We start from the raw sequence: 20044 nt of genomic DNA, 5'->3' as shown, positions 1-20044 counted from the left end.
ACTTCGAGTAATTTCTACCATCAATCAATGAAAATAATTTCGATCAATCAATCAGTAAAAATCCACACAAGTTGTTCTTCATAATCTCTTAATGATCTTTCTAACACCTCGTCAGTGCTAGAAGCTGGACTTCGATAAACTTAACAACTCAGCGCTTCGCGCTTTGTTCGTTTCCGTCTATCTCGTCGGCATGGGGTGCATTCTATAGAGTTTTGGTATGAGTGCAAGCACTTTTAACTGGCTGTTTTATCAGGTGTTGTATTTTTATGCACTTTTTTGGCTCATTGTTACACAAGAAATAAGGTAAACTATTAATTATAAAGCAGAAATATGAATAAAATATTTCTGCTGGTTTTTTTAATGGTTTAGTAGCGCTTGCTTACTTAATGTTCACACTGAGAATTTTCACTGGTTGCTTTGGTACATCTTGGTGCATACCATAGCTAACAGTCGGTACTTTGATAATTTTATCGACCACATCCATTCCCTTCGTCACCTTACCAAAGACCGCATAACCTGCATTCATAGATCCTTTATTTAAAAAGTCATTGTCAACAACATTAATAAAGAATTGGCTGGTGGCTGAGTTTGGGTTGTTCGTGCGTGCCATTGCTAGAGTGCCACGCGTATTCTTTAAACCATTTGAAGATTCGTTCTTGATAGGTGCCTTGGTTGGCTTTTCGACCATGTTGGCATCCATTCCTCCACCCTGAATCATGAAACCAGGAATGACACGGTGAAAAATAGTTCCGTTATAGAAATTGGCTTTTGCGTAGTCTTCAAAGTTTTTGGCTGAAACTGGTGCTTTATCATTAAATAGCTCAATTTCAATATTTCCCATTGATGTTTTCATTTCCACCAGAGTATTGGCTGCATAGGTACACACACTGAATGTAGCAGCAGTCAATAACGCGAGGCTCTGTTTTAACATGTTGGGGGTTCCTGTAATGCTGTTTTATATTTGGCTATATTTAACACAACTCTTAAAATTCAGATACTTTTAAACTTTTTATTTATAATATCTAAATCATTGTTTTAAATTTATACATGGATCTTCAAATATTTAAAACACTTTATTTGCATCCTACTTTAACTGTGTTTATCCCAAAATTTTCGGAATTTTTTACTCATTTCGATGTAGTTTTTCTTTGCAGTCCGCGATAAGCCTGCCATGTTAATGAAACCATGGGTCATACTTGGATAATCATGATAAGCCACGGAAACACCATGATGTCGTAGCTTATGCGCATAGATCTCGGCTTCATCGTGCAGTACATCATGCCCTGCCGTAACAACAAAGGCGGATGCTAATTTTTTTAAACTACCATAAGTTGGGGAAATAATTGGATCATCCAAAGCAACCTGATGTTGCGTCGCATAATGTGCGGTCACAGTATCAACATCATCTCCCGTTAAGACTAGACCATCTTTATAAGCAAAAAAGGAAGGATGACGACTTTTAAAGTCTAATGCTGGATAAATTAGAAACTGGACTTGCGGTGCATAGGCTTTACCTATACTACGTTGCGCAACCACCGCACTTAAATTGCCGCCTGCACTGTCACCTGCAACGGCTATACGATTTTTTAAGATTTTGAGTTGTTTTCGATTTTGATACACCCATGCCAAGGCATCTTCACAAGTTTGTACAATTTGATAAGGCGAGGCTTCTGGTGCCAAAGGATAATCAATACTGAGCACTTGGACATGCGCATGTACAGCCAATAAACGACACACTTCATCATAACTATCGATACTGCCCACCACAAAGCCTCCTCCATGATAGAACACGAGCATCGGAAGTTTTTTATTTGGCGCAGGATGATAGTGACGCGCAAAAATAGTTCCACTTTGCAAAGGTAAACGTAAATCTTCGACCTGTTTAATGGCGGTCGATTTTCCTGTAATGAGTTGGCTCTGTAATTCAAAGACTTTACGAGAGTGCTGTGCATCTGCAGAAATAAAGCCTGCTTTGTTCTGTTTATACTGAACGGCAACCAGACATTTAAGAAAAGAGTCTAATTCAGGGTAGTGATAAGGATAGGCCAAAGCCTTGACGATATTCTCCTGTACAAAATTAGGCAACTTATCGAGTAATCGCGCTGCTGTACCTTGATTTTGTTCCATCATTTTTTGTATTGATACGCCCATAAACGACTTATTCCTTGTTATTTTATCTTTCGGTCAAACTTTACGGAACAAGTTCAACCTTAAATTAAGGCTTTTGCAACAAAACTAATCTGCTTTAAGCATATTGTCATTAACACTATTACTGCAAGTTCAAGTCAAAATCATCAATACAAAAGTTTAGTTCTTTAACACATCCTTAATTAATAAGAGCATCAATTGATTCAGACAGTACACCTCATTCAAGTACTGTCTTTACTCTATATGCCGTTTTCAACTCAACAATATAAGCATTATTGTTGAATCGATTGTGGTTGACCCTGCATATCATTCATTTGAGCCTGTGGAGCATTCATGTTTGAAGACCCATCTGCTTGCGCAGCAATCCCAACTTGTCCTTGTGCACCCACTTCTGCTCCAGTCGAGATTTGAGCTGTTTCAGTCGCTTGTACAGGGTCTTTCGATGCACAACCCACTGCAAGCACTGAAATAACTAACATAGAAATCGTAAATAGTCCGACTTTTTTCATACCTTGTTCCTTTTCAAATAAAAAATACAAAACCAATCTTTAGTTTTGCGAAGTCATCATTCATGTTTTTTCAATGCTTTGCGCACATGTATGGTGAGCGTTTTTTATCGGTTGGTTGCATTCTGCAATCTTTTATTAAGCTTATTTTGAAGCATCATTTTTACGATGAGAGCAAAAAAGTGAATTAAGTGATTATTTTTAATCGTATAAATTACATCGTTGCAGCTCAACACCCCTCAGAAAGCAGATTTTCTTAAAAGATATCAAAATGAAACTACTTATTGTTGTTGCCAAGTCTCTACAGAACCATCAACTCATCACATTTCTGCTGTGCTTAACCTATACAATGTAGCAATTCTCAGCAATTTCATTCAAAAAAAAGCTTATTCGGCGGTTGAATAAGCTTTAAAAACAGATTTTTAAAATATCTATAAACTACGATGACCATGATTGTGGTGATCCATCCTCCAAACATTTGCCCAAATTGTGAAAGATTGAACTCCGCTCATCATGATCGTTTTATGCAAATGATCATTAAGGCCACTTCATCTCGCCTTTGACCACTTTGGCGCCCAACTCCAAGCTGCTTGACTCACCTAAAGTAGGATACTGTGTTTGCATGATTCCGATTAGCTCGGCTGAGTTTTTGCTGGCTTTCACCGCTTTCTCATATTGCTTTAAATAGTCTATGGAGAAATTCACAGCAGCGAGACCTTCAGCCGCACCAGCTTTCATATGTGCAGGAACCACAACTTCAGGTTGAAGTGCTTTGATTGATTCTAAGGTCTTAACTACTTCTGCACGATCTTTCGAGCTTGGTGTATCTGCCATCCACAAGTGAATACCCGATGAAACAGGAATCCCACCGACTACCGCTTTAGCACTTGGAATCCATAAATAGGTCAGTTCTTTTTGACCTTTAATGTCAATCTCTTCATTTTCAAGCTTTAAAACTTGAGCTGTATATGCTTGCGGAACAATAATTTTGCTTGGTGCATTGGCTCCCATTTTTGGTCCCCAATACTGAACTTTCAATGCTTGGGTATCTTGAATATGTTTGACCGTTTCAGGGGTAGCAATGATTTTAACATTTGGGAAATAGTGCTTAAAAACATCTAAACCAAAATAAAAATCTGGATCTCCATAGCTCACAAAAATAGTCGTTAAGGTTTTACCGCGATCTAAAATATCTGCGGCGATTCGTAATGCCTCAGATTTAGAAAATTGTGCATTCACCAACATGACTTCTTGATCTCCTTCAATAAGAGTAGACGTCACGCCGAAATGTTCAGGTTTCGCTAAATACGTGTGAATTTTTAGGTCTTGCGCATAGGCAGTGGAGCTAAGCGCTAAAGCAGTTAAGGCAAAGGCATAAAACTTGGTTTGCATGGTATTCATCTCTTATTTGATTTTGAATACTTTAAATTTCAGTTTCTGACAAATAAACAGCTTAACTTAAGATAAACTGTTGCAATATACGCAACAATAAACATAAATATGGATACCCTAAAAGCCATTCAAGTCTTTGTCTGTATTGCCCAACAAGGCAGTTTGACCAAAGCCGCAGACCAGCTTAATGTTTCACGCGCCATGGTGTCGCGCTACCTTGAACATCTGGAAAATCATTTTTCGACCCGATTATTTCATCGCAATACCCGTAAAATTTCCCTGACATCGACAGGAGAACAAGCCCTGCATTACTGCGAAAATATTTTGCAACAGCAGCAGCTCCTCTTAGAAATGACCCATGATCAACAACAGATTGGTACCATTCGACTGACTACAGGGCTTTTTTTACTGCAAAATGGCTTAGCAGAATGTATTAAACAATTCAGACAGCAGCTTCCATTTGTACAATTCGATATTGTGATTACAGAGGACACGCTCGATTTAATTGATGCCCAGATCGATTTAGCCTTTCGGATTAGCCCTAAAGTAGCTGAAGGTTTAATTGCCCGTCCGCTCTTGCCGATTGACTCTGTTTTATGTGCACATCCTGATTATTTGGCACAAGCGCCTGAGATTCAACATCCTGAACAACTGTTACAACATACCTGCCTAACCCATCACAGCATGCATTCAGCTTGGACGCTGAACGCTCCAAATCACCCCCCAAAAAACTATAGCTTACATAGTGTGATCCAAAGCAATGATGCCTATGCATTATTAGAAATGTGCAAACAAGCACAAGGGATTGCCATGCTCCCCTGTCCACTGGTACAAGCCGAATTGAACCAACGGACCTTATGCCCCATTCTTCCAGACTATGACTTACCTAAAATGCAACTGTCTGTGGTGTATTCATCGCGGCGGCATTTAAGTAAAAAAACACAAGAATTCATTGCATTTGTAATTCAGCACTTCAATTTGCCTTAAAAAAACAGAAATAGTGCAAATTTAATCAAGCATGCAACTTGAATTTTGCTTTCCTGCCCCGACCTCTTTTAATAATCATGAATTTCATAACTCATGACAGTTCAGAATTAACCAGTGAACACTGACGCCAAAGGACTGTACATGTTTAAGAACCCTTTTAAACGGAGTAAATCAATGACAACTGAGCAAAACGAACAAGCTCAAGACCTTCAACAAGAGCAAGCTGAGTCACAAACAGCGCAAACTCAAGCTGAAACCGAGCAAACAGACGTTTCAGTTGAAGATTTACAAGCGCAAATCGGCAAACTTGAAGAAAGCTTGAAATTAGAAAAAGCCCGTACAGCAAATGCCGTTTATGAAGCACAAAAAAGTGTTGAGCGCATTCAACGTGAATCTGACAAACACAAAGATACGGTTTTAGAGAAGTTCGCCAAAGAACTACTCGACTCTGTCGACAATTTAGAACGTGCCATTCAAGCCGCAGGTGAAGAAGAAACTCCTGTACTTGAAGGCGTAAAACTCACCTTGAAATCTTTACTCACGACACTTGAAAAATTTGGTGTGGTCGAAGCAGATACACAAAACGGTTTCAATGCAGATTTGCACCAAGCAGTCGGGATTGATCCAAATGCCAAAGCGAACGAAATTGGTACCGTTTTACAGAAAGGTTACACCTTAAATGGTCGTTTACTTCGCCCTGCTATGGTGATGGTAGGCGCATAAACCCTATAAATACGGGAGTTTGTGAAAAATTTTCAGAAAAATAACTTGAAAAATTTTGAACGGCTCTCATATCGGATAACAAGCAAAAACATTGCACAAAAATTTTTGAGGAACAGATCTAATGGCTAAAATCATTGGTATTGACTTAGGTACAACAAACTCATGCGTTGCTGTACTTGAAGGCGACAAAGTTAAAGTAATCGAGAACGCTGAAGGTGCTCGTACAACTCCATCGATCATTGCGTATAAAGATGGTGAAATCTTGGTGGGTCAATCTGCTAAACGTCAGGCAGTGACTAACCCAAAAAACACATTATTCGCGATTAAGCGTTTGATCGGTCGTCGTTATGAAGACCAAGCGGTACAAAAAGACATCGGTCTTGTCCCTTACAAAATCATCAAAGCAGACAATGGCGATGCTTGGGTTGAAGTAAACGATAAGAAACTTGCGCCACAACAGATCTCTGCTGAAATCTTGAAAAAGATGAAGAAAACTGCAGAAGACTATTTGGGTGAAACAGTAACTGAAGCCGTGATTACGGTGCCTGCTTACTTTAATGATGCGCAACGTCAAGCAACTAAAGATGCGGGTAAAATCGCTGGTTTAGACGTTAAACGTATCATTAACGAACCAACTGCTGCGGCACTTGCGTTCGGTATGGACAAAAAAGAAGGCGATCGTAAAATTGCGGTTTACGACTTAGGTGGTGGTACTTTTGACGTATCAATCATTGAAATCGCAGACCTTGATGGCGACCAGCAAATCGAAGTGTTATCAACAAATGGTGATACTTTCCTTGGCGGTGAAGACTTTGATAACGCGTTAATTGAATTCTTGGTTGAAGAATTTAAGAAAGAACAAAGTGTGAACTTGAAAAATGATCCACTTGCGTTACAACGTTTGAAAGAAGCGGCTGAAAAAGCAAAAATCGAGCTTTCTTCATCAACTGCAACGGAAATTAACCTTCCATACATCACGGCTGATGCGACTGGTCCTAAACACTTAGTGATCAATGTAACACGTGCGAAACTTGAAGGTTTGGTTGCTGATTTGGTTGCTCGTACCATTGAGCCTTGCCGTATCGCGCTTAAAGATGCTGGTCTTTCGACTTCTGACATCTCTGACGTGATCTTGGTCGGTGGTCAATCACGTATGCCAATGGTTCAACAGAAAGTTCAAGAGTTCTTTGGCAAAGAGCCACGTAAAGACGTAAACCCTGACGAAGCAGTTGCAATTGGTGCTGCGATTCAAGGTGCGGTATTGTCTGGTGACAAAACTGACGTACTTCTTCTTGACGTTACTCCGCTTACACTTGGTATCGAAACCATGGGTGGCGTGTTAACAGCGATTATTGAGAAAAACACCACGATTCCTGCGAAAAAATCACAAGTGTTCTCTACTGCTGCTGACAACCAACCTGCGGTAGACATTTCAGTGTTCCAAGGTGAACGTAAAATGGCTCAACAAAACAAATTGTTGGGTAACTTCCAATTAGGCGATATCCCACCTGCTCCACGTGGTGTGCCACAAATTGAAGTATCGTTCGATATCAACGCGGATGGTATCTTGAAAGTATCTGCGAAAGATAAGAGCACAGGTAAAGAGCAATCGATCCAGATTAAAGCAAACTCAGGTTTGTCTGATGCTGAAATCGAAGCAATGATTAAAGATGCTGAAGCGAATGCTGAAGAAGACCGTAAGTTTGAAGAACTTGCAAAAGCGCGTAACGAAGCTGATGCATTAATTTCAAGCTCGAATAAAGCAGTTAAAGATCTTGGTGATAAAGTCACTGAAGATGAAAAAACTGCAATCAGTACTGCGGTTTCTGAACTTGAAGCTTCAACGAAAGAAAATGATGTTGAAGATATCAAAGCGAAAACAGAAGCTTTACAAAACATCTTAATGCCAATCACCCAACGTGCTTATGAACAAGCGCAAGGTGCTGGCGGCGCTGAAGGTTTTGATCCAAATGCATTCCAAGGTGATGCTGCTGGTCAACAAAAAGCGGACGATGGCGTTGTAGATGCTGAGTTCACAGAAGTTAAAGATGACAAAAAATAATTTGTCTCTTTAAAAAAACCGCGCTTAGGCGCGGTTTTTTTTGATTGAAAAATATTTCCACAACCCTTACTTTTCGCTACATTAAGCACAAATGAAAAAGAAAAATGATTTATGCATCGACTTGGTTTAACGCTACTCTTCTTGGCTCTACTTTGGCTCAGCTACCAAAGCCATGCACACTATCAATTACGTTATAACGCCTGGTCAGATCGAGTATTCCATCCTTTTGACCAACGGTTACGCTTTAGAATTGGTAATGTTGATCCGCGTTTTGGTCTCACTCAAGCTCAGGTCATGCAACTGAGTCAGGAAGCCCTAGAAATCTGGCACCAAGGTACACAACAAACGCTGTTTGTTTATGATCCAAATGCCAAACTCAGTATAGAGTTAATCTATGATCAACGTCAGCAAGATGCCGATGCCTTAAAACAAACCCAACAAAAACTAGATCATGGCAAGAATCAAAACAATCGCTCTTCAGATAATATTGAACGCGCCAGAACTCAACTGGATTTAACTCAACATCGTTTAGAACAACAAAAACAACAATTGGAAGCTGAATATCGCTATTTACTCAGCCAACAAGCTCAGGTGCAGTCTGCACAACAGCAACAAAATTTACGTGACCAACTCATCCAACTACAATACAGAATTGCCCAGTTCGAACAAGAAGCGGCTTATTTTCAACAACAGAATCATTCATTTAATCAACAAGTTGATCAACACAACGTGGGTATCGCACAACTGAATCAACAAATTTTACAAGCCCAACAACGCTTCCCTGCACGCGAATTCCATAAAGGCGTGTTTATGGGAAATAAAATTGAAATCTACCAATTTGATGGAAATGATGATCTCAGGCTCACCATCGCACATGAATTAGGGCATGCGCTAGGATTGGCGCATCATAATGACCCACAAGCCCTGATGTATCCCATTTTAGGAGAACAAGAATTACAGCATTTTAAACTCAAAGCTGCGGATTTACAGTTATTGGCTTCTCGAGAATAACTTTGAAAAAATTCCTTAAATTTTATAAGGCTTTTACTTCGATTTGCTCAACACAAAATCGAATTTCATGTTATTGTGATAGAACCATCCACACAGCAAACTGAGCGGAGAACAATGTGAGTTACTACCATATTCTCATTGAAGTGAATGATCATATCAGTACACTTGAACAGACACGCGATCTGGAATTGTTTGATATTATTGAAATTCAGCCTTATCTCCACTCTATTATCCTGCCCTATTTCAATGAGCAAGAAATTGAACTGGAAGATGAAAATATTGAATATCAGGATATTTTGCATTTAGAAATCAAGCAGACATTACTGCCAATTGAGCACTTGATTGAAGAAGAACAACGACTTTTACCAAGTGATACAGATGTCACTATCACTGCACATGAAATCTTTAATAATCGAGATTTAAGTCAGGATGTGACCACCGTTATTTTTGATATTTTAGAAGCGGTCAAATTAGATCCAATCGAAGTCGAATAAAGCACCTGAAATGCGATGACGGTACACCTGCACCGTCATCTTTCAATGTTTACTTCATCATCAATTTGGCATTTTCGTTGCGAAATACAGCTAAAGTCTGTTGTCCTGCGCGCCCAGTCGGATTTAAACCAAGACGAATTTGCTCATCACGAATGGCTTGTCGGGTTTTATCACCAATCAAACCATCCACTTGACCAATGTCATAACCACGGTTCAGTAAATATTGCTGAATTTCACGACGCTCTGCACGCGACGTGCCTGCATCGTTGGTGGGCCAACTTTGTTGAAACTCACCTTTGCCTTGTAAACGATCCGATAAATGCGCAATCGCTAAGGCATAACTTTCAGCCGCGTTATAACTATAAATGGCATCAAAGTTCTTAAAAACTAGGAATTTAGGTCCATTTTCACCTGCGGGTGCCATTAATCCTGCGGGCGTACTGGCAGATAAATTGCCTTGAATTAAAGCACCACCATCTGCACGCGTCACTCCTTGATTCATCCAGTAAGATAAACTTTTCTTATTACGCCGCCCTCCTGAAATAGACAGGCTTGCGGGCGTAGTTACCTCAAAGCCCCAAGGCATGCCTGTTTGCCAACCCCGCTTGGTCAGGAAATTGGCGGTCGAAGCCAATGCATCGGAAGTGCTTGATACCAAATCACGGCGACCATCACCATCAAAATCGACCGCTAACTCTTCATAGGTCGATGGCATAAACTGCGTATGACCAAATGCACCTGCCCAAGAGCCTCTTAACTGCTCTTCTCTTAAATCACCACGCTGTAAAATACGCATAGTGGCAAAAAACTCACCACGGAAATAATTTTGGCGGCGGCCTTCACAACTTAAAGTACCGAGAGCCTGTAATAAAGGATAACTACCTGAAATATTGCCAAAATTACTCTCAACGCCCCAGACTGCCACAACCGTTTCAACTGGTACACCATAAGTCAGGGCAACGCGATTCAGTACCTCACGATGCTGAGCTAATTTTTGTCGCCCCATTTCCACCCGTTCATTATCGACCAAACCCGACAAATAGTCCCAAATTGGAGTCGAAAATTCAGGTTGATAATTCAACTTATCAATCACGCTATAATCAGGCGTTAAATTTTGGGTATAACGATCATAAGTTGAAGCGCTAACACCCGCATTCAGGGCTTGACTACGTAAATTTGACAAACAACCTTGGAAATTATTCTCGGCGCCGTAACCATTTTGGTTTGTTAAGTTATTGTTATAAGTCGAAGCAGAGGTTGGTTGACCATTAATAATCAGTTCTGCATGGGATGGTGTTGCGACCCAAAAAATGGATCCAAAAATAAAATAATTAATTCGTTTCATCATCACTTTCGTTTTAAATTCAAATTATGCGCTTACCTTAACATTCCAGTACAAAATTGACAGATAAGAAACGTAAAATTTGAATTCATTTTTATTAATTTTAAATTCATTTTTCACTTTTAAATTTAAAAATAGTTATCCGCAACCCACACCAAAGCTTAATTTAAATTCAAAACCACTGTTTTAAATTTAAAACTCAGGATTTGAATTTAAAACAGGTTATCCACAATGGCATTTTTTAAATTCAAAACCACAATTCAAACCAACTCAACCAAATTATTAGACCCAATACAGCGTTTTGAATTCAAAAGTCCCGATTTAAATTCATATGCACATGCTTTTAACTTTAAAAAAATGAATTTAAACATTCAACTGACTTTTAAATTCATATTATTTGTCCTCAATCTACTATTTAATTTCAAAAACAAATTCTAAAAATTAAATTGAAAACCAAAAATCCGTTTTAAATTCAAATAATTTATCCACAGTTGATGCTTTATTCTTTATTTAAATTCAAACTTTTCACAAAACCCAAGTTTTAAATTCAAAATATTTTTCTATTTTCTTATTCTTCAATAATCCAAATGCACCATTTAGAGCTTATTTTTCATTCATTCAATACACAACAAAAAGCTAAAATTTACGATAAAAGGCACTGCCTAAATGCAAGGTCGCGTAGCATGCCTGAGTTCTAGACATAAAAAAAGCGATCCACAGAGTGATCGCTTTTTTGCTAAACAGTTTAGGATTTAAATGGTCATATCTTCGCTTAATGCTAAAGGTACAGGCAAAATTTTCGCCAATTGACGGCATAACGTGGTCAATTGAGTGCTGTCATTCGGCATTAAAGTGATGTGACCGATCTTACGACCCGCACGTTCTGTTTTGTTATACAAATGCAGATGTGCGCCATTTAACGCCAAAACCTGCTCAGATTTTGGATATTGACCAATGATATTGATCATCACAGTAGGGCGCACCACTTCGGTTGAACCCAAAGGTAAGCCTGCAACCGCACGAATATGATTTTCAAATTGCGAACAAACCGCACCTTCAATTGACCAATGACCTGAGTTGTGCACGCGCGGTGCCATCTCATTGGCAAATAGACCTTGCTCCGTCACGAACAATTCCAGTGTTAACACACCGACATAATTCAAGTGATTCAACAAACGCGTAATGTAATCTTGTGCCGCTGGCTGTAAATCCACGCTGTTTGGCGCAGGAACAATCGAATGCGATAAAATCCCGTGATGGTGATGATTTTCAGCCAAAGGCCAAGTTTTTACTTCACCCTCCTGACCACGTACCGCAATAATCGAAACTTCACGCGAGAACGTCACAAAACTTTCTGCAATCAAGCTTTTTGCGGGACCCAATTCAGCCCACGCTTGCTCAATTTGATCTTCACTGCGCAATACAAACTGACCTTTACCATCATAACCGCCAGTGGCTGTTTTCAGTACCAGTGGTAAGCCCAGTGTCGCAACGGCTTGTTGTAAACTCGCTAGAGAATCAACCGCTTGATACGGCGCAACAGGAATCTGCAATTGATCGAATAAGGCTTTTTCCATTAAACGGTTTTGTGCAGTCGCTAACGCTTGACGTGGCGGGTGAAGGGCTTTGCTTTGCGTCAAAAGATCGACATCAGCCAGTGGCGTATTTTCAAATTCCAGACTAAAAACGTCGGCGCTTTGAATAAACTGTTGCAGTCCTTGTTCGGCTTGGCTTGAAATCACCTGACCTAAAGCTGCGGAAGGGCAGTCTGTATCTGCTTCATAGAAGGTACATTGAATATTCAGTGGCAAAGCGGCTTGTGCCATCATGCGACCCAATTGACCACCACCAAAAATACCGATGGTTTTGTTCATAACCTGTGTCCCGTTTTAAGCTTGACCCGGAATATTGTTGCTTGCCACTTTTTCTGTTTGAGCAGCACGGAAGTTTGCGACATTTTCGGCAATCTCTGGACGTGTCAAACCAAGAATTTGCGCCGCCATAATGGCCGCATTGGTTGCACCTGCTGGACCAATTGCCAAAGTACCTACAGCAATACCCGCTGGCATTTGTACAATCGAAAGTAGGGAATCAACACCATTTAAAATAGAAGATTTTACAGGTACACCCAAGACTGGTAAGTCAGTTTTTGCCGCGCACATACCTGGTAAATGTGCTGCGCCGCCTGCGCCTGCAATAATTACTTGAATACCGCGATCACGCGCAGTTTCAGCATATTCAAATAGACGATCTGGGGTACGGTGTGCAGAAACCACTTCAGCTTCAAATGGGACACCAAGTTGCTTAAGCATATTGGCAGTGTGTTCGAGAGTCGCCCAATCAGATTGAGAACCCATGATAATTCCTACGAGGGGTTGAGCGTCTTGTGCTGCGGCCGCATTCATTGCTAATGTTCCAGAGACTAGAGTGAAAGAGGATAAATCTCGACGAGAGCCAAGCTTTAAATGGTTCAGAAGCCCAATATTATAGACTGATTTTTCATCTCTCCAAAATTTAAGCTGGGCTAGAGCGAGATATTTTTAGTTTTTTTTCGATAAAAATAAGGAAATGATTCCCTTGGTTAAAAAATAAGCCGATATAAGTGCTGTTTTGGCCGTTCTGTAGTGAACAGGTTGCAGCAAGTTTTATCTCATCTCAAAAATCCAGTCACCACAACCCCATTCTTACTAAAACCGTTATTGGCTTCTAAATACAAAATACACACAACCCAATAAGCAAAGGCCTGCCCAGAGATAGTCTAATTTAAAGGGCTGTTTAAACAGATAAATCATAAATGGCACAAAAACCAATAAGGTCATGACTTCTTGGGTAATTTTCATTTGCCCTACAGACCAGCCATCCTGTGCCAAGAGACGAGTGGCAGGGATCATAAAGGCATATTCGAATAGGGCAATTAACCAGCCAAATAAAATTGCTTGCCACAAGGGTGCACCATGTAAAAATTTTAGATGACCGTACCAAGCCAATGTCATAAAACAATTGGATATTACTAACAATGCAAACGGAATCAGCATGGTATTCATCATTACACCACATTCACAACTAAGACCTAAAATAGGCTCAAAAGTATAAGTCAAAGTGCTTTCTTTAGGGAATTTTATCGACTTTAATCTTGGCTCAATCTGTCATGAGTGAACTGTCTAAATTGATACAAGAAAAACTATCTTTTCCCTAAGAGCCTTGATATCGTTGCTGTCAAATCGAATCAATTCTGACAACAACACCAATCATGAAGTGCTGTGTCAAAAAGCAGTGGAGTTAAAGATCAATGCATCTGCATATTTTGGGTATTTGCGGCACCTTTATGGGTTCATTGGCATTATTAGCGCGAGATTTAGGACATAAGGTGACAGGTTCAGATTTGAACGTTTATCCGCCCATGTCCACTCAACTGGAAAATGCAGGCATTACTTTAATGCAAGGCTATGATCGTAGCCATTTACAACCGCACCCCGATTTAGTCATTGTCGGCAATGCCATGAAACGCGGAATTGACGCAGTTGAATATATGCTCAATCAGGGTTTACCCTACATTTCAGGGCCACAATTCCTTGCAGATCATGTCTTGCAAGGGAAACATGTCCTTGGGGTTGCAGGGACTCATGGTAAAACCACCACCACCACCATGTTGGCGTGGGTGTTGGATCAGGCTGGCTTAGAACCTGGTTTTTTAATTGGCGGTGTGCCTTTAGGTTTCTCTGAAAGTGCTCGCTTAGGCGGCGGAAAATACTTCTGTGTTGAAGCAGATGAATACGATTCGGCATTTTTCGACAAACGTTCTAAGTTTGTGCATTACCATCCAAAAACTGCAATTTTAAATAACCTTGAATTTGACCATGCCGACATTTTTGATGATTTGGCTGCCATTCAAAAACAATTCCATCATTTAGTGCGTACCATTCCAAGTGAAGGTCGCATTATTGCCCCAATTACTGAAAGCAACATTGATGAAGTATTGGAAATGGGCTGTTGGACACCTGTGGTACGTACCTCATTAGATACACATCCAGAAGCGGAATTGTATGCAGAACAGCTTTCAGCAGATGGTTCACACTTTAAAGTATTACAACACGGCGTGGTCAAAGGCGAAGTCAAATGGAATATGACAGGGCAGCATTCAGTAGCGAATGCCTTAGCCACTATTGCTGCGGCTGAACACGTGGGTGTGAGCATTGAAACTGCCTGTGAAGCACTGTCTCACTTCGGTGGTGTAAAGCGTCGTATGGAACTCTTAGGGACTGTACGTGGCGTTGAAGTCTATGATGACTTTGCCCATCATCCAACTGCAATTGACACCACACTTGAAGGTGCACGTAAACGTTTAGGTGAACGTAAACTTTGGGCAATCATTGAACCACGTTCAAACACCATGCGTATGGGTAGCCATAAAGATGGACTGGCATATTCGGCACGTCTGGCAGATGAAGTGATTTGGTATCAACCTGAAGGTCTGGATTGGGACTTACAACCGGTGATTGATGCAGCATCTAACAAAGCGATTGTGGCGCGTTCCCTTGAAGATATTATTCAAACTGTGGTGAACGAAGCAGGAGAGGGTGATGCCGTAGTGATTATGTCCAACGGTGGTTTTGGTGGTTTACACCAAAAATTGATTCGTGCTTTAAACGCCTAAATTTGTGCATTTAAAAGCCCGCTACGGCGGGTTTTTTTATACAATTACCCAATTAATCAGAGTCTTTTCGTTTTGCCCAACCTTGTACTGTGTCACCCAAACGCTTGCTCATATACATGATCGAAACCCATTGTTCTTTGCCATCATCATAAGTGCTATAAGCGGTAATAAAATCATTTTTTATAATGAATAGATCCTTGATTTTACAGGCATCACTGGGTGCAGAGTGAAAATAGACACGTCATGGGGCAATCACTTTCATGCCCCAACGGGGAATCATCTGGACTTCTTTTTGTCCTGCCTTTTCCTCAAGTTTTGCACAATCTTCGGCAAATACTAAAGGGGAAAGCAAACTGCATAAGACAAAAGATAAAAGCTTCTTCATTTACGTCAATTCAACTGTCTTAAACACACTGTTCAGGCAACACAACCATGTTGTTCTCATTAAGTTGTAATCCTTAAAGTATAATAAAATACGATGACTATATTAAGCCGCAACATCCAATAGGCTTTGATCACGTTTAAACATCACATCAACATAACTACACACAGGCACAATTTTTAACTGTTTTTCGCGTGCGTATTCGACCAAGACATCCAACAACTGACGTGCCACGCCTTGACCACGTAAACTATCATCTACCCAAGTATGGTCGGCCACAATGGTAGATGCATCACGCCAGATATAAGTGATTTCAGCAATACGTTGCCCCTCAGCATCATTTAGAAAAAACTCACCTTTTTCAGCATTATTATGGTGTTGGAATTGCATACTCGGTTTTCCTCTATACAGATGAACTACAGTTAACATGCCATAAGCCCTATAGAAAAAATACCCCCTTGTTAAAGAGCATCGACCAAAGTTTAAAATCTAGTTACACCTTAAACAGGAAATCCCTAGTTCAAGGGATGAAGCTCACGCCCATTTATTCCTATGCTAAACAGATAGCACGCACAGGAGTAGCGGCATGTTAATTTATTTCGTATTAATGCTCTGTGGCTCATTATTGGCAAAAATTTTAGTGCAATACGACAACACAGTTCCATTTAAGCCTTAAAATTTACGTCTTTGTTATTCGGCATTGATTAAACGCATAGATCAAATATCAACAGGTTTAGGTTGATCATATTTGCTTTATATTTGCACTTTTGTACAAAATATGCGATTCTTGCCTCATCATTTGGACTCAGTCCAATACAGAATTTGAACAAGGGGAGTAGCCTCCTCCAAACGTCAGCCACAATTTATTGTGATGACGTGTCAGAATATCGTCATTACACTTTGCAAAAAGTCGGTATCTGAGCATTACCCCGTGTAATGTAGGCAAGACCTTGATCATGTTGACACAGATGTTTATATCATCTGGCAACAGGTCAAGGTTTTTTTGTGGCCAATTGCCAGATGTGGAGGATTTTTATGGAATCTATCGGCAATTTATGGCTGTATTTGGTCTTCTTCGGCATTGTCATTATCATGCTGTTGATCGACTTTCTCGGATTTAAACAAAAACAAGGGCAACAAGTTGCCCTTAAAACGGCTGCCTACTGGAGTATTGCTTGGGTTAGTGTGGCCATGCTCTTTGCAGGCGGTCTCTGGCTGTATTTACAACAAACTGTGGGGGTTGCAATTGCCAACCAAAAAACCATGGAATATATCGCGGGTTATTTACTGGAAAAATCCCTTGCGATTGACAATGTCTTTGTTTGGCTCATGATTTTTGCAGCCTTTGCGATTCCACCTGCATTACAACGTAAAATTTTGCTTTACGGCGTACTCGGTGCAATTGTACTGCGAACGATCTTTATTTTTATTGGTGCATGGTTTGTCCAAGAATTCTCTTGGATTCTCTACCTGTTCGGTGCGTTCTTGGTTTACACGGGCTTCAAGTTCTTAAAAGGACAAGATGATGAACCCGACATCGAGAATATGGCTATATTGAAATGGTTGCGTAAACATTTGCGTATCACGCCACAACTGCAAGGCGATAAATTCTTTGTTCGTCAAAATGGTGTGTTGTGGTTTACCCCATTATTCTTGGTGCTGGTACTGGTTGAAGCATCTGATGTAATTTTTGCAGTAGACTCAATTCCTGCGATTTTTGCGGTCACCAGTGATCCGTTTATTGTGTTAACAGCAAACCTGATGGCCATTTTAGGTCTGCGTGCCATGTTCTTCTTGCTCTCTGGTGCTGCGTCGAAGATGCATTACCTACCGTATGGTCTCGGAATTATCCTGTTGTTCATTGGTTTTAAAATGTTGATGCTAGATGTATTCCACATGCCAATTTGGATTTCACTCGGCTTTATCGTGATTGTATTAAGCATTACCGCGTGGCTGTCGATTCGTCACAATAAAAAACAAGAGAATCCATCGGCTTAAACCAGATGAATTGATCTTAGAAAGACAGATTTAGTCCGCTGAATCTGTCTTTTCTACTTCTGCGGCACTCAAAATTGAAACTGACCAAGGTCATTTGGACCGCTGCTGCAAAAAAAACTGGATCATCGTATTTTAGCCGAACGAGGACTCAGTCAACGTTATACAGTCTAGCCAATTATTTTCAGGTACAATCAACCGAAAAAAGTAAAAGTTGTAGGGTTTTCCATGTCTTCATTGTTGCAGACCACTGTCGTTCGCGGTCGTTTTTTAGATATTCAAAATTTAGTTGCTCAAGCTGCGGACATCGCAGAGCAGGTCCGTTATCTAGAAGATGGCGTGCTGATCAGTGAAGCAGGAAAAATTAAATGGTTTGGTCCTTGGCAAGATGCAGCCGCACATCTGCCAGAAGGCGTTGCAATCCAACATTATCCTGAAAAGTTGATTGTGCCTGGTTTTATTGACACCCATATTCATTTCCCGCAAACCGAAATGGTCGGTGCTTATGGTGAACAACTGTTGGAATGGCTGAATACCTATACGTTTCCCACCGAAATGCAGTTTCAAGACCCTGCTTATGCCGCAAAAATTGCCGAATTCTTTGTGCAAGAACTGTTAAAAAATGGCACAACTACAGCGTTGGTTTTTTGTACCGTCCATCCAGAATCAGTGGATGCTTTATTTGAAGCTGCTCAACGCCACCAGATGCGTTTGATTGCAGGCAAAGTGATGATGGACCGTCATGCACCTGAAGCTTTATGTGACACGCCTGAACGTGCGTATACAGACTCTAAGGCATTGATTGAAAAATGGCACGGGCAGGGGCGCGCGCTGTATGCCATCACGCCACGTTTTGCACCAACCTCCACACCTGAACAATTACAACTGGCAGGGCAACTTAAAGCTGAATATCCAGATGTCTATGTGCATACCCATTTAAGTGAAAATAAGCATGAAATTGCATGGGTCAAAGAATTGTTCCCTGCACAGCAAGGTTATCTCGATGTTTATCATCATTATGGACTGACAGGATCGCGTTCTGTCTTTGCTCACTGCGTGCATTTAGAAGACCATGAATGGGATTGCATGCATGCCACGGATTCAGCCATTGCTTTTTGTCCAACTTCAAACCTATTTCTCGGTAGTGGCTTGTTCCCCTTGAAAAAGACATGGGAAAAACAAGTCAAGGTCGGTTTAGGGACAGACATTGGCGCAGGAACATCCTTCAACCAACTCCAGACGCTAAATGAAGCCTATAAGGTACAACAATTACAAGGCGACAAACTGTCTGCTTTTGAATCGCTTTATCATGCCACGCTAGGGGGTGCCAAAGCATTAAGCCTCGAACAGCAATTAGGTAATTTTGATATCGGTAAAGAAGCTGATTTTATCGTGCTCGACCTACAAGCAACCGCCTTACAGGCATTGCGTCAACAACGGGCCAAAGGCATTGAAGATGCTTTATTTGCCCTCATGACCATGGGTGATGATCGTAATATTCACGCAACTTATGTGTATGGTCAAGCGGCCTATGTCCAGCCTAAATAAGTCCGTTGCCCCCGCAATGCCCAAGTTAAAACTGTGCCTGCTGCTGCTTGCAGGCACGATCATACTTCGACACGATAGTCATGGTGCGAACAAAAAACAAGCAACAAAAGATGCATCTCGATAGAAGATGTATTAAAATAAACGCATATTTTGAGGTGTTGCAGGTCAACGCCTTTTTTATTTTTGATTTTTAGGTATCTGCCCATGACTGTTCAAATGAGCGTAATGATTTCAGCTGAAGAGATCCAAGCAAAAGTACAAGCGCTTGGTGCTAAAATTAATGCCCACTATGCCCAAAGTGATAAAGAACTTGTCTTAATTGGCTTATTACGTGGTTCCGTTATTTTTATGGCTGATTTATGCCGAACAATTGAAAAACCTCATGAACTCGACTTTATGACGGTTTCGAGCTATGGAAAATCAACCGTTTCGAGCCGTGATGTACGCATTCTAAAAGACTTAGACGGCGAAATTCGTGGTAAAGATGTCCTAGTTGTTGAAGACATTATTGACTCTGGGCATACTTTAAGCAAAGTGCTTGAAATTTTGGAAACACGCGAACCCAACTCCATCGAATTGTGCACACTCGTGAGCAAACCTTCACGCCGTGAAATTGATTTAGACGTCAAATTCTTGGGCTTTGAAGTCGAAGATAAGTTTATTGTCGGCTATGGTCTCGACTATGATCAAAAATATCGTCATATTCCTTTTATTGGTGAAATTGGTCTCTAAGCTTAACGTCTAAATACACTTTTTCTAGCCTTCTATCTCTCGAATTACTCGGGATTTAGAAGGTTTTT

General features: G+C 40.6%; 19 protein-coding genes. 9 read left to right on the top strand and 10 right to left on the bottom strand.

Going from position 1 to position 20044, the window contains the following annotated elements:
* Positions 1-379: 379 nt before the first annotated feature.
* The 4 genes from DCO44_RS14125 to DCO44_RS14110 form a co-directional block, all read right to left on the bottom strand.
* Positions 380-931: a peptidylprolyl isomerase gene (locus DCO44_RS14125; RefSeq protein WP_116762968.1), complete on the bottom strand. Its 552-nt coding sequence runs from the start codon at positions 929-931 to the stop codon at positions 380-382.
* A gap of 158 nt (positions 932-1089) precedes the next feature.
* Positions 1090-2151: an alpha/beta hydrolase gene (locus tag DCO44_RS14120; protein WP_116762966.1), complete on the bottom strand. Its 1062-nt coding sequence runs from the start codon at positions 2149-2151 to the stop codon at positions 1090-1092.
* A gap of 269 nt (positions 2152-2420) precedes the next feature.
* Positions 2421-2657 carry a hypothetical protein gene (locus tag DCO44_RS14115; RefSeq protein ID WP_116762964.1) on the bottom strand — a complete coding sequence of 79 codons (237 nt, stop codon included), beginning with the start codon at positions 2655-2657 and terminating at the stop codon, positions 2421-2423.
* 534 nt (positions 2658-3191) lie between these two features.
* The gene (locus tag DCO44_RS14110; RefSeq protein ID WP_116762962.1) at positions 3192-4046 is read right to left on the bottom strand and encodes an MBL fold metallo-hydrolase; all 855 of its coding nucleotides are present in this window, start codon (positions 4044-4046) and stop codon (positions 3192-3194) included.
* Between the two features lie 108 nt (positions 4047-4154).
* Here DCO44_RS14110 and DCO44_RS14105 point away from each other — a divergent pair, with 108 nt between their 5' ends.
* The 5 genes from DCO44_RS14105 (at position 4155) to DCO44_RS14085 (ending at position 9323) form a co-directional block, all read left to right on the top strand.
* The gene (locus DCO44_RS14105; RefSeq protein ID WP_116762960.1) at positions 4155-5033 is read left to right on the top strand and encodes a LysR family transcriptional regulator; all 879 of its coding nucleotides are present in this window, start codon (positions 4155-4157) and stop codon (positions 5031-5033) included.
* A gap of 174 nt (positions 5034-5207) precedes the next feature.
* Positions 5208-5756, top strand: a complete 549-nt coding sequence (gene grpE, locus DCO44_RS14100) for a nucleotide exchange factor GrpE (protein WP_116762958.1) — start codon at positions 5208-5210, stop codon at positions 5754-5756.
* A gap of 121 nt (positions 5757-5877) precedes the next feature.
* Positions 5878-7818, top strand: a complete 1941-nt coding sequence (gene dnaK, locus DCO44_RS14095) for a molecular chaperone DnaK (protein ID WP_116762956.1) — start codon at positions 5878-5880, stop codon at positions 7816-7818.
* Between the two features lie 111 nt (positions 7819-7929).
* Complete coding sequence (locus DCO44_RS14090) at positions 7930-8829, top strand: matrixin family metalloprotease (protein WP_116762954.1); 900 nt, start codon at positions 7930-7932, stop codon at positions 8827-8829.
* A gap of 116 nt (positions 8830-8945) precedes the next feature.
* The gene (locus DCO44_RS14085; protein ID WP_116762952.1) at positions 8946-9323 is read left to right on the top strand and encodes a hypothetical protein; all 378 of its coding nucleotides are present in this window, start codon (positions 8946-8948) and stop codon (positions 9321-9323) included.
* A gap of 49 nt (positions 9324-9372) precedes the next feature.
* On the opposite strand, the gene DCO44_RS14080 is transcribed toward DCO44_RS14085, so the two are convergent.
* The 4 genes from DCO44_RS14080 to DCO44_RS14060 form a co-directional block, all read right to left on the bottom strand.
* Positions 9373-10668: a lytic murein transglycosylase gene (locus DCO44_RS14080; protein ID WP_116762976.1), complete on the bottom strand. Its 1296-nt coding sequence runs from the start codon at positions 10666-10668 to the stop codon at positions 9373-9375.
* A gap of 749 nt (positions 10669-11417) precedes the next feature.
* Positions 11418-12539, bottom strand: a complete 1122-nt coding sequence (locus DCO44_RS14070; RefSeq protein ID WP_116762948.1) for a 5-(carboxyamino)imidazole ribonucleotide synthase — start codon at positions 12537-12539, stop codon at positions 11418-11420.
* 15 nt (positions 12540-12554) lie between these two features.
* Positions 12555-13070: a 5-(carboxyamino)imidazole ribonucleotide mutase gene (gene purE, locus DCO44_RS14065; protein ID WP_026441188.1), complete on the bottom strand. Its 516-nt coding sequence runs from the start codon at positions 13068-13070 to the stop codon at positions 12555-12557.
* 291 nt (positions 13071-13361) lie between these two features.
* Positions 13362-13700 carry a DMT family protein gene (locus DCO44_RS14060; protein WP_116762974.1) on the bottom strand — a complete coding sequence of 113 codons (339 nt, stop codon included), beginning with the start codon at positions 13698-13700 and terminating at the stop codon, positions 13362-13364.
* A gap of 254 nt (positions 13701-13954) precedes the next feature.
* Here DCO44_RS14060 and mpl point away from each other — a divergent pair, with 254 nt between their 5' ends.
* On the top strand, positions 13955-15319 hold the full coding sequence (gene mpl / locus DCO44_RS14055; protein ID WP_116762947.1) for a UDP-N-acetylmuramate:L-alanyl-gamma-D-glutamyl-meso-diaminopimelate ligase: 1365 nt from the start codon (positions 13955-13957) through the stop codon (positions 15317-15319).
* A gap of 241 nt (positions 15320-15560) precedes the next feature.
* On the opposite strand, the gene DCO44_RS16880 is transcribed toward mpl, so the two are convergent.
* The gene (locus tag DCO44_RS16880) at positions 15561-15704 is read right to left on the bottom strand and encodes a hypothetical protein (RefSeq protein ID WP_228157560.1); all 144 of its coding nucleotides are present in this window, start codon (positions 15702-15704) and stop codon (positions 15561-15563) included.
* A 102-nt stretch (positions 15705-15806) separates the two neighbouring features.
* Complete coding sequence (locus DCO44_RS14045; protein ID WP_116762945.1) at positions 15807-16091, bottom strand: GNAT family N-acetyltransferase; 285 nt, start codon at positions 16089-16091, stop codon at positions 15807-15809.
* Between the two features lie 645 nt (positions 16092-16736).
* On the opposite strand from DCO44_RS14045, the gene DCO44_RS14040 reads away from it, so the two are divergent.
* The 3 genes from DCO44_RS14040 to hpt all read left to right on the top strand — a co-directional run bounded on the left by DCO44_RS14040 (position 16737) and on the right by hpt (position 19976).
* Positions 16737-17699 (top strand): TerC family protein, encoded by a 963-nt coding sequence (locus DCO44_RS14040; RefSeq protein WP_116762943.1) that lies wholly within the window; start codon positions 16737-16739, stop codon positions 17697-17699.
* Between the two features lie 225 nt (positions 17700-17924).
* Positions 17925-19244, top strand: coding sequence for a guanine deaminase (gene guaD, locus DCO44_RS14035; protein WP_116762941.1), 1320 nt, complete (start codon positions 17925-17927; stop codon positions 19242-19244).
* A 204-nt stretch (positions 19245-19448) separates the two neighbouring features.
* Positions 19449-19976 carry a hypoxanthine phosphoribosyltransferase gene (hpt, locus tag DCO44_RS14030; protein WP_116762939.1) on the top strand — a complete coding sequence of 176 codons (528 nt, stop codon included), beginning with the start codon at positions 19449-19451 and terminating at the stop codon, positions 19974-19976.
* Positions 19977-20044 lie beyond the last annotated feature (68 nt).

The organism is Acinetobacter sp. AM (assembly GCF_003105055.1).
Lineage (GTDB): Bacteria > Pseudomonadota > Gammaproteobacteria > Pseudomonadales > Moraxellaceae > Acinetobacter > Acinetobacter tibetensis.
This window is presented reverse-complemented; position numbering and strand designations above follow the sequence as displayed.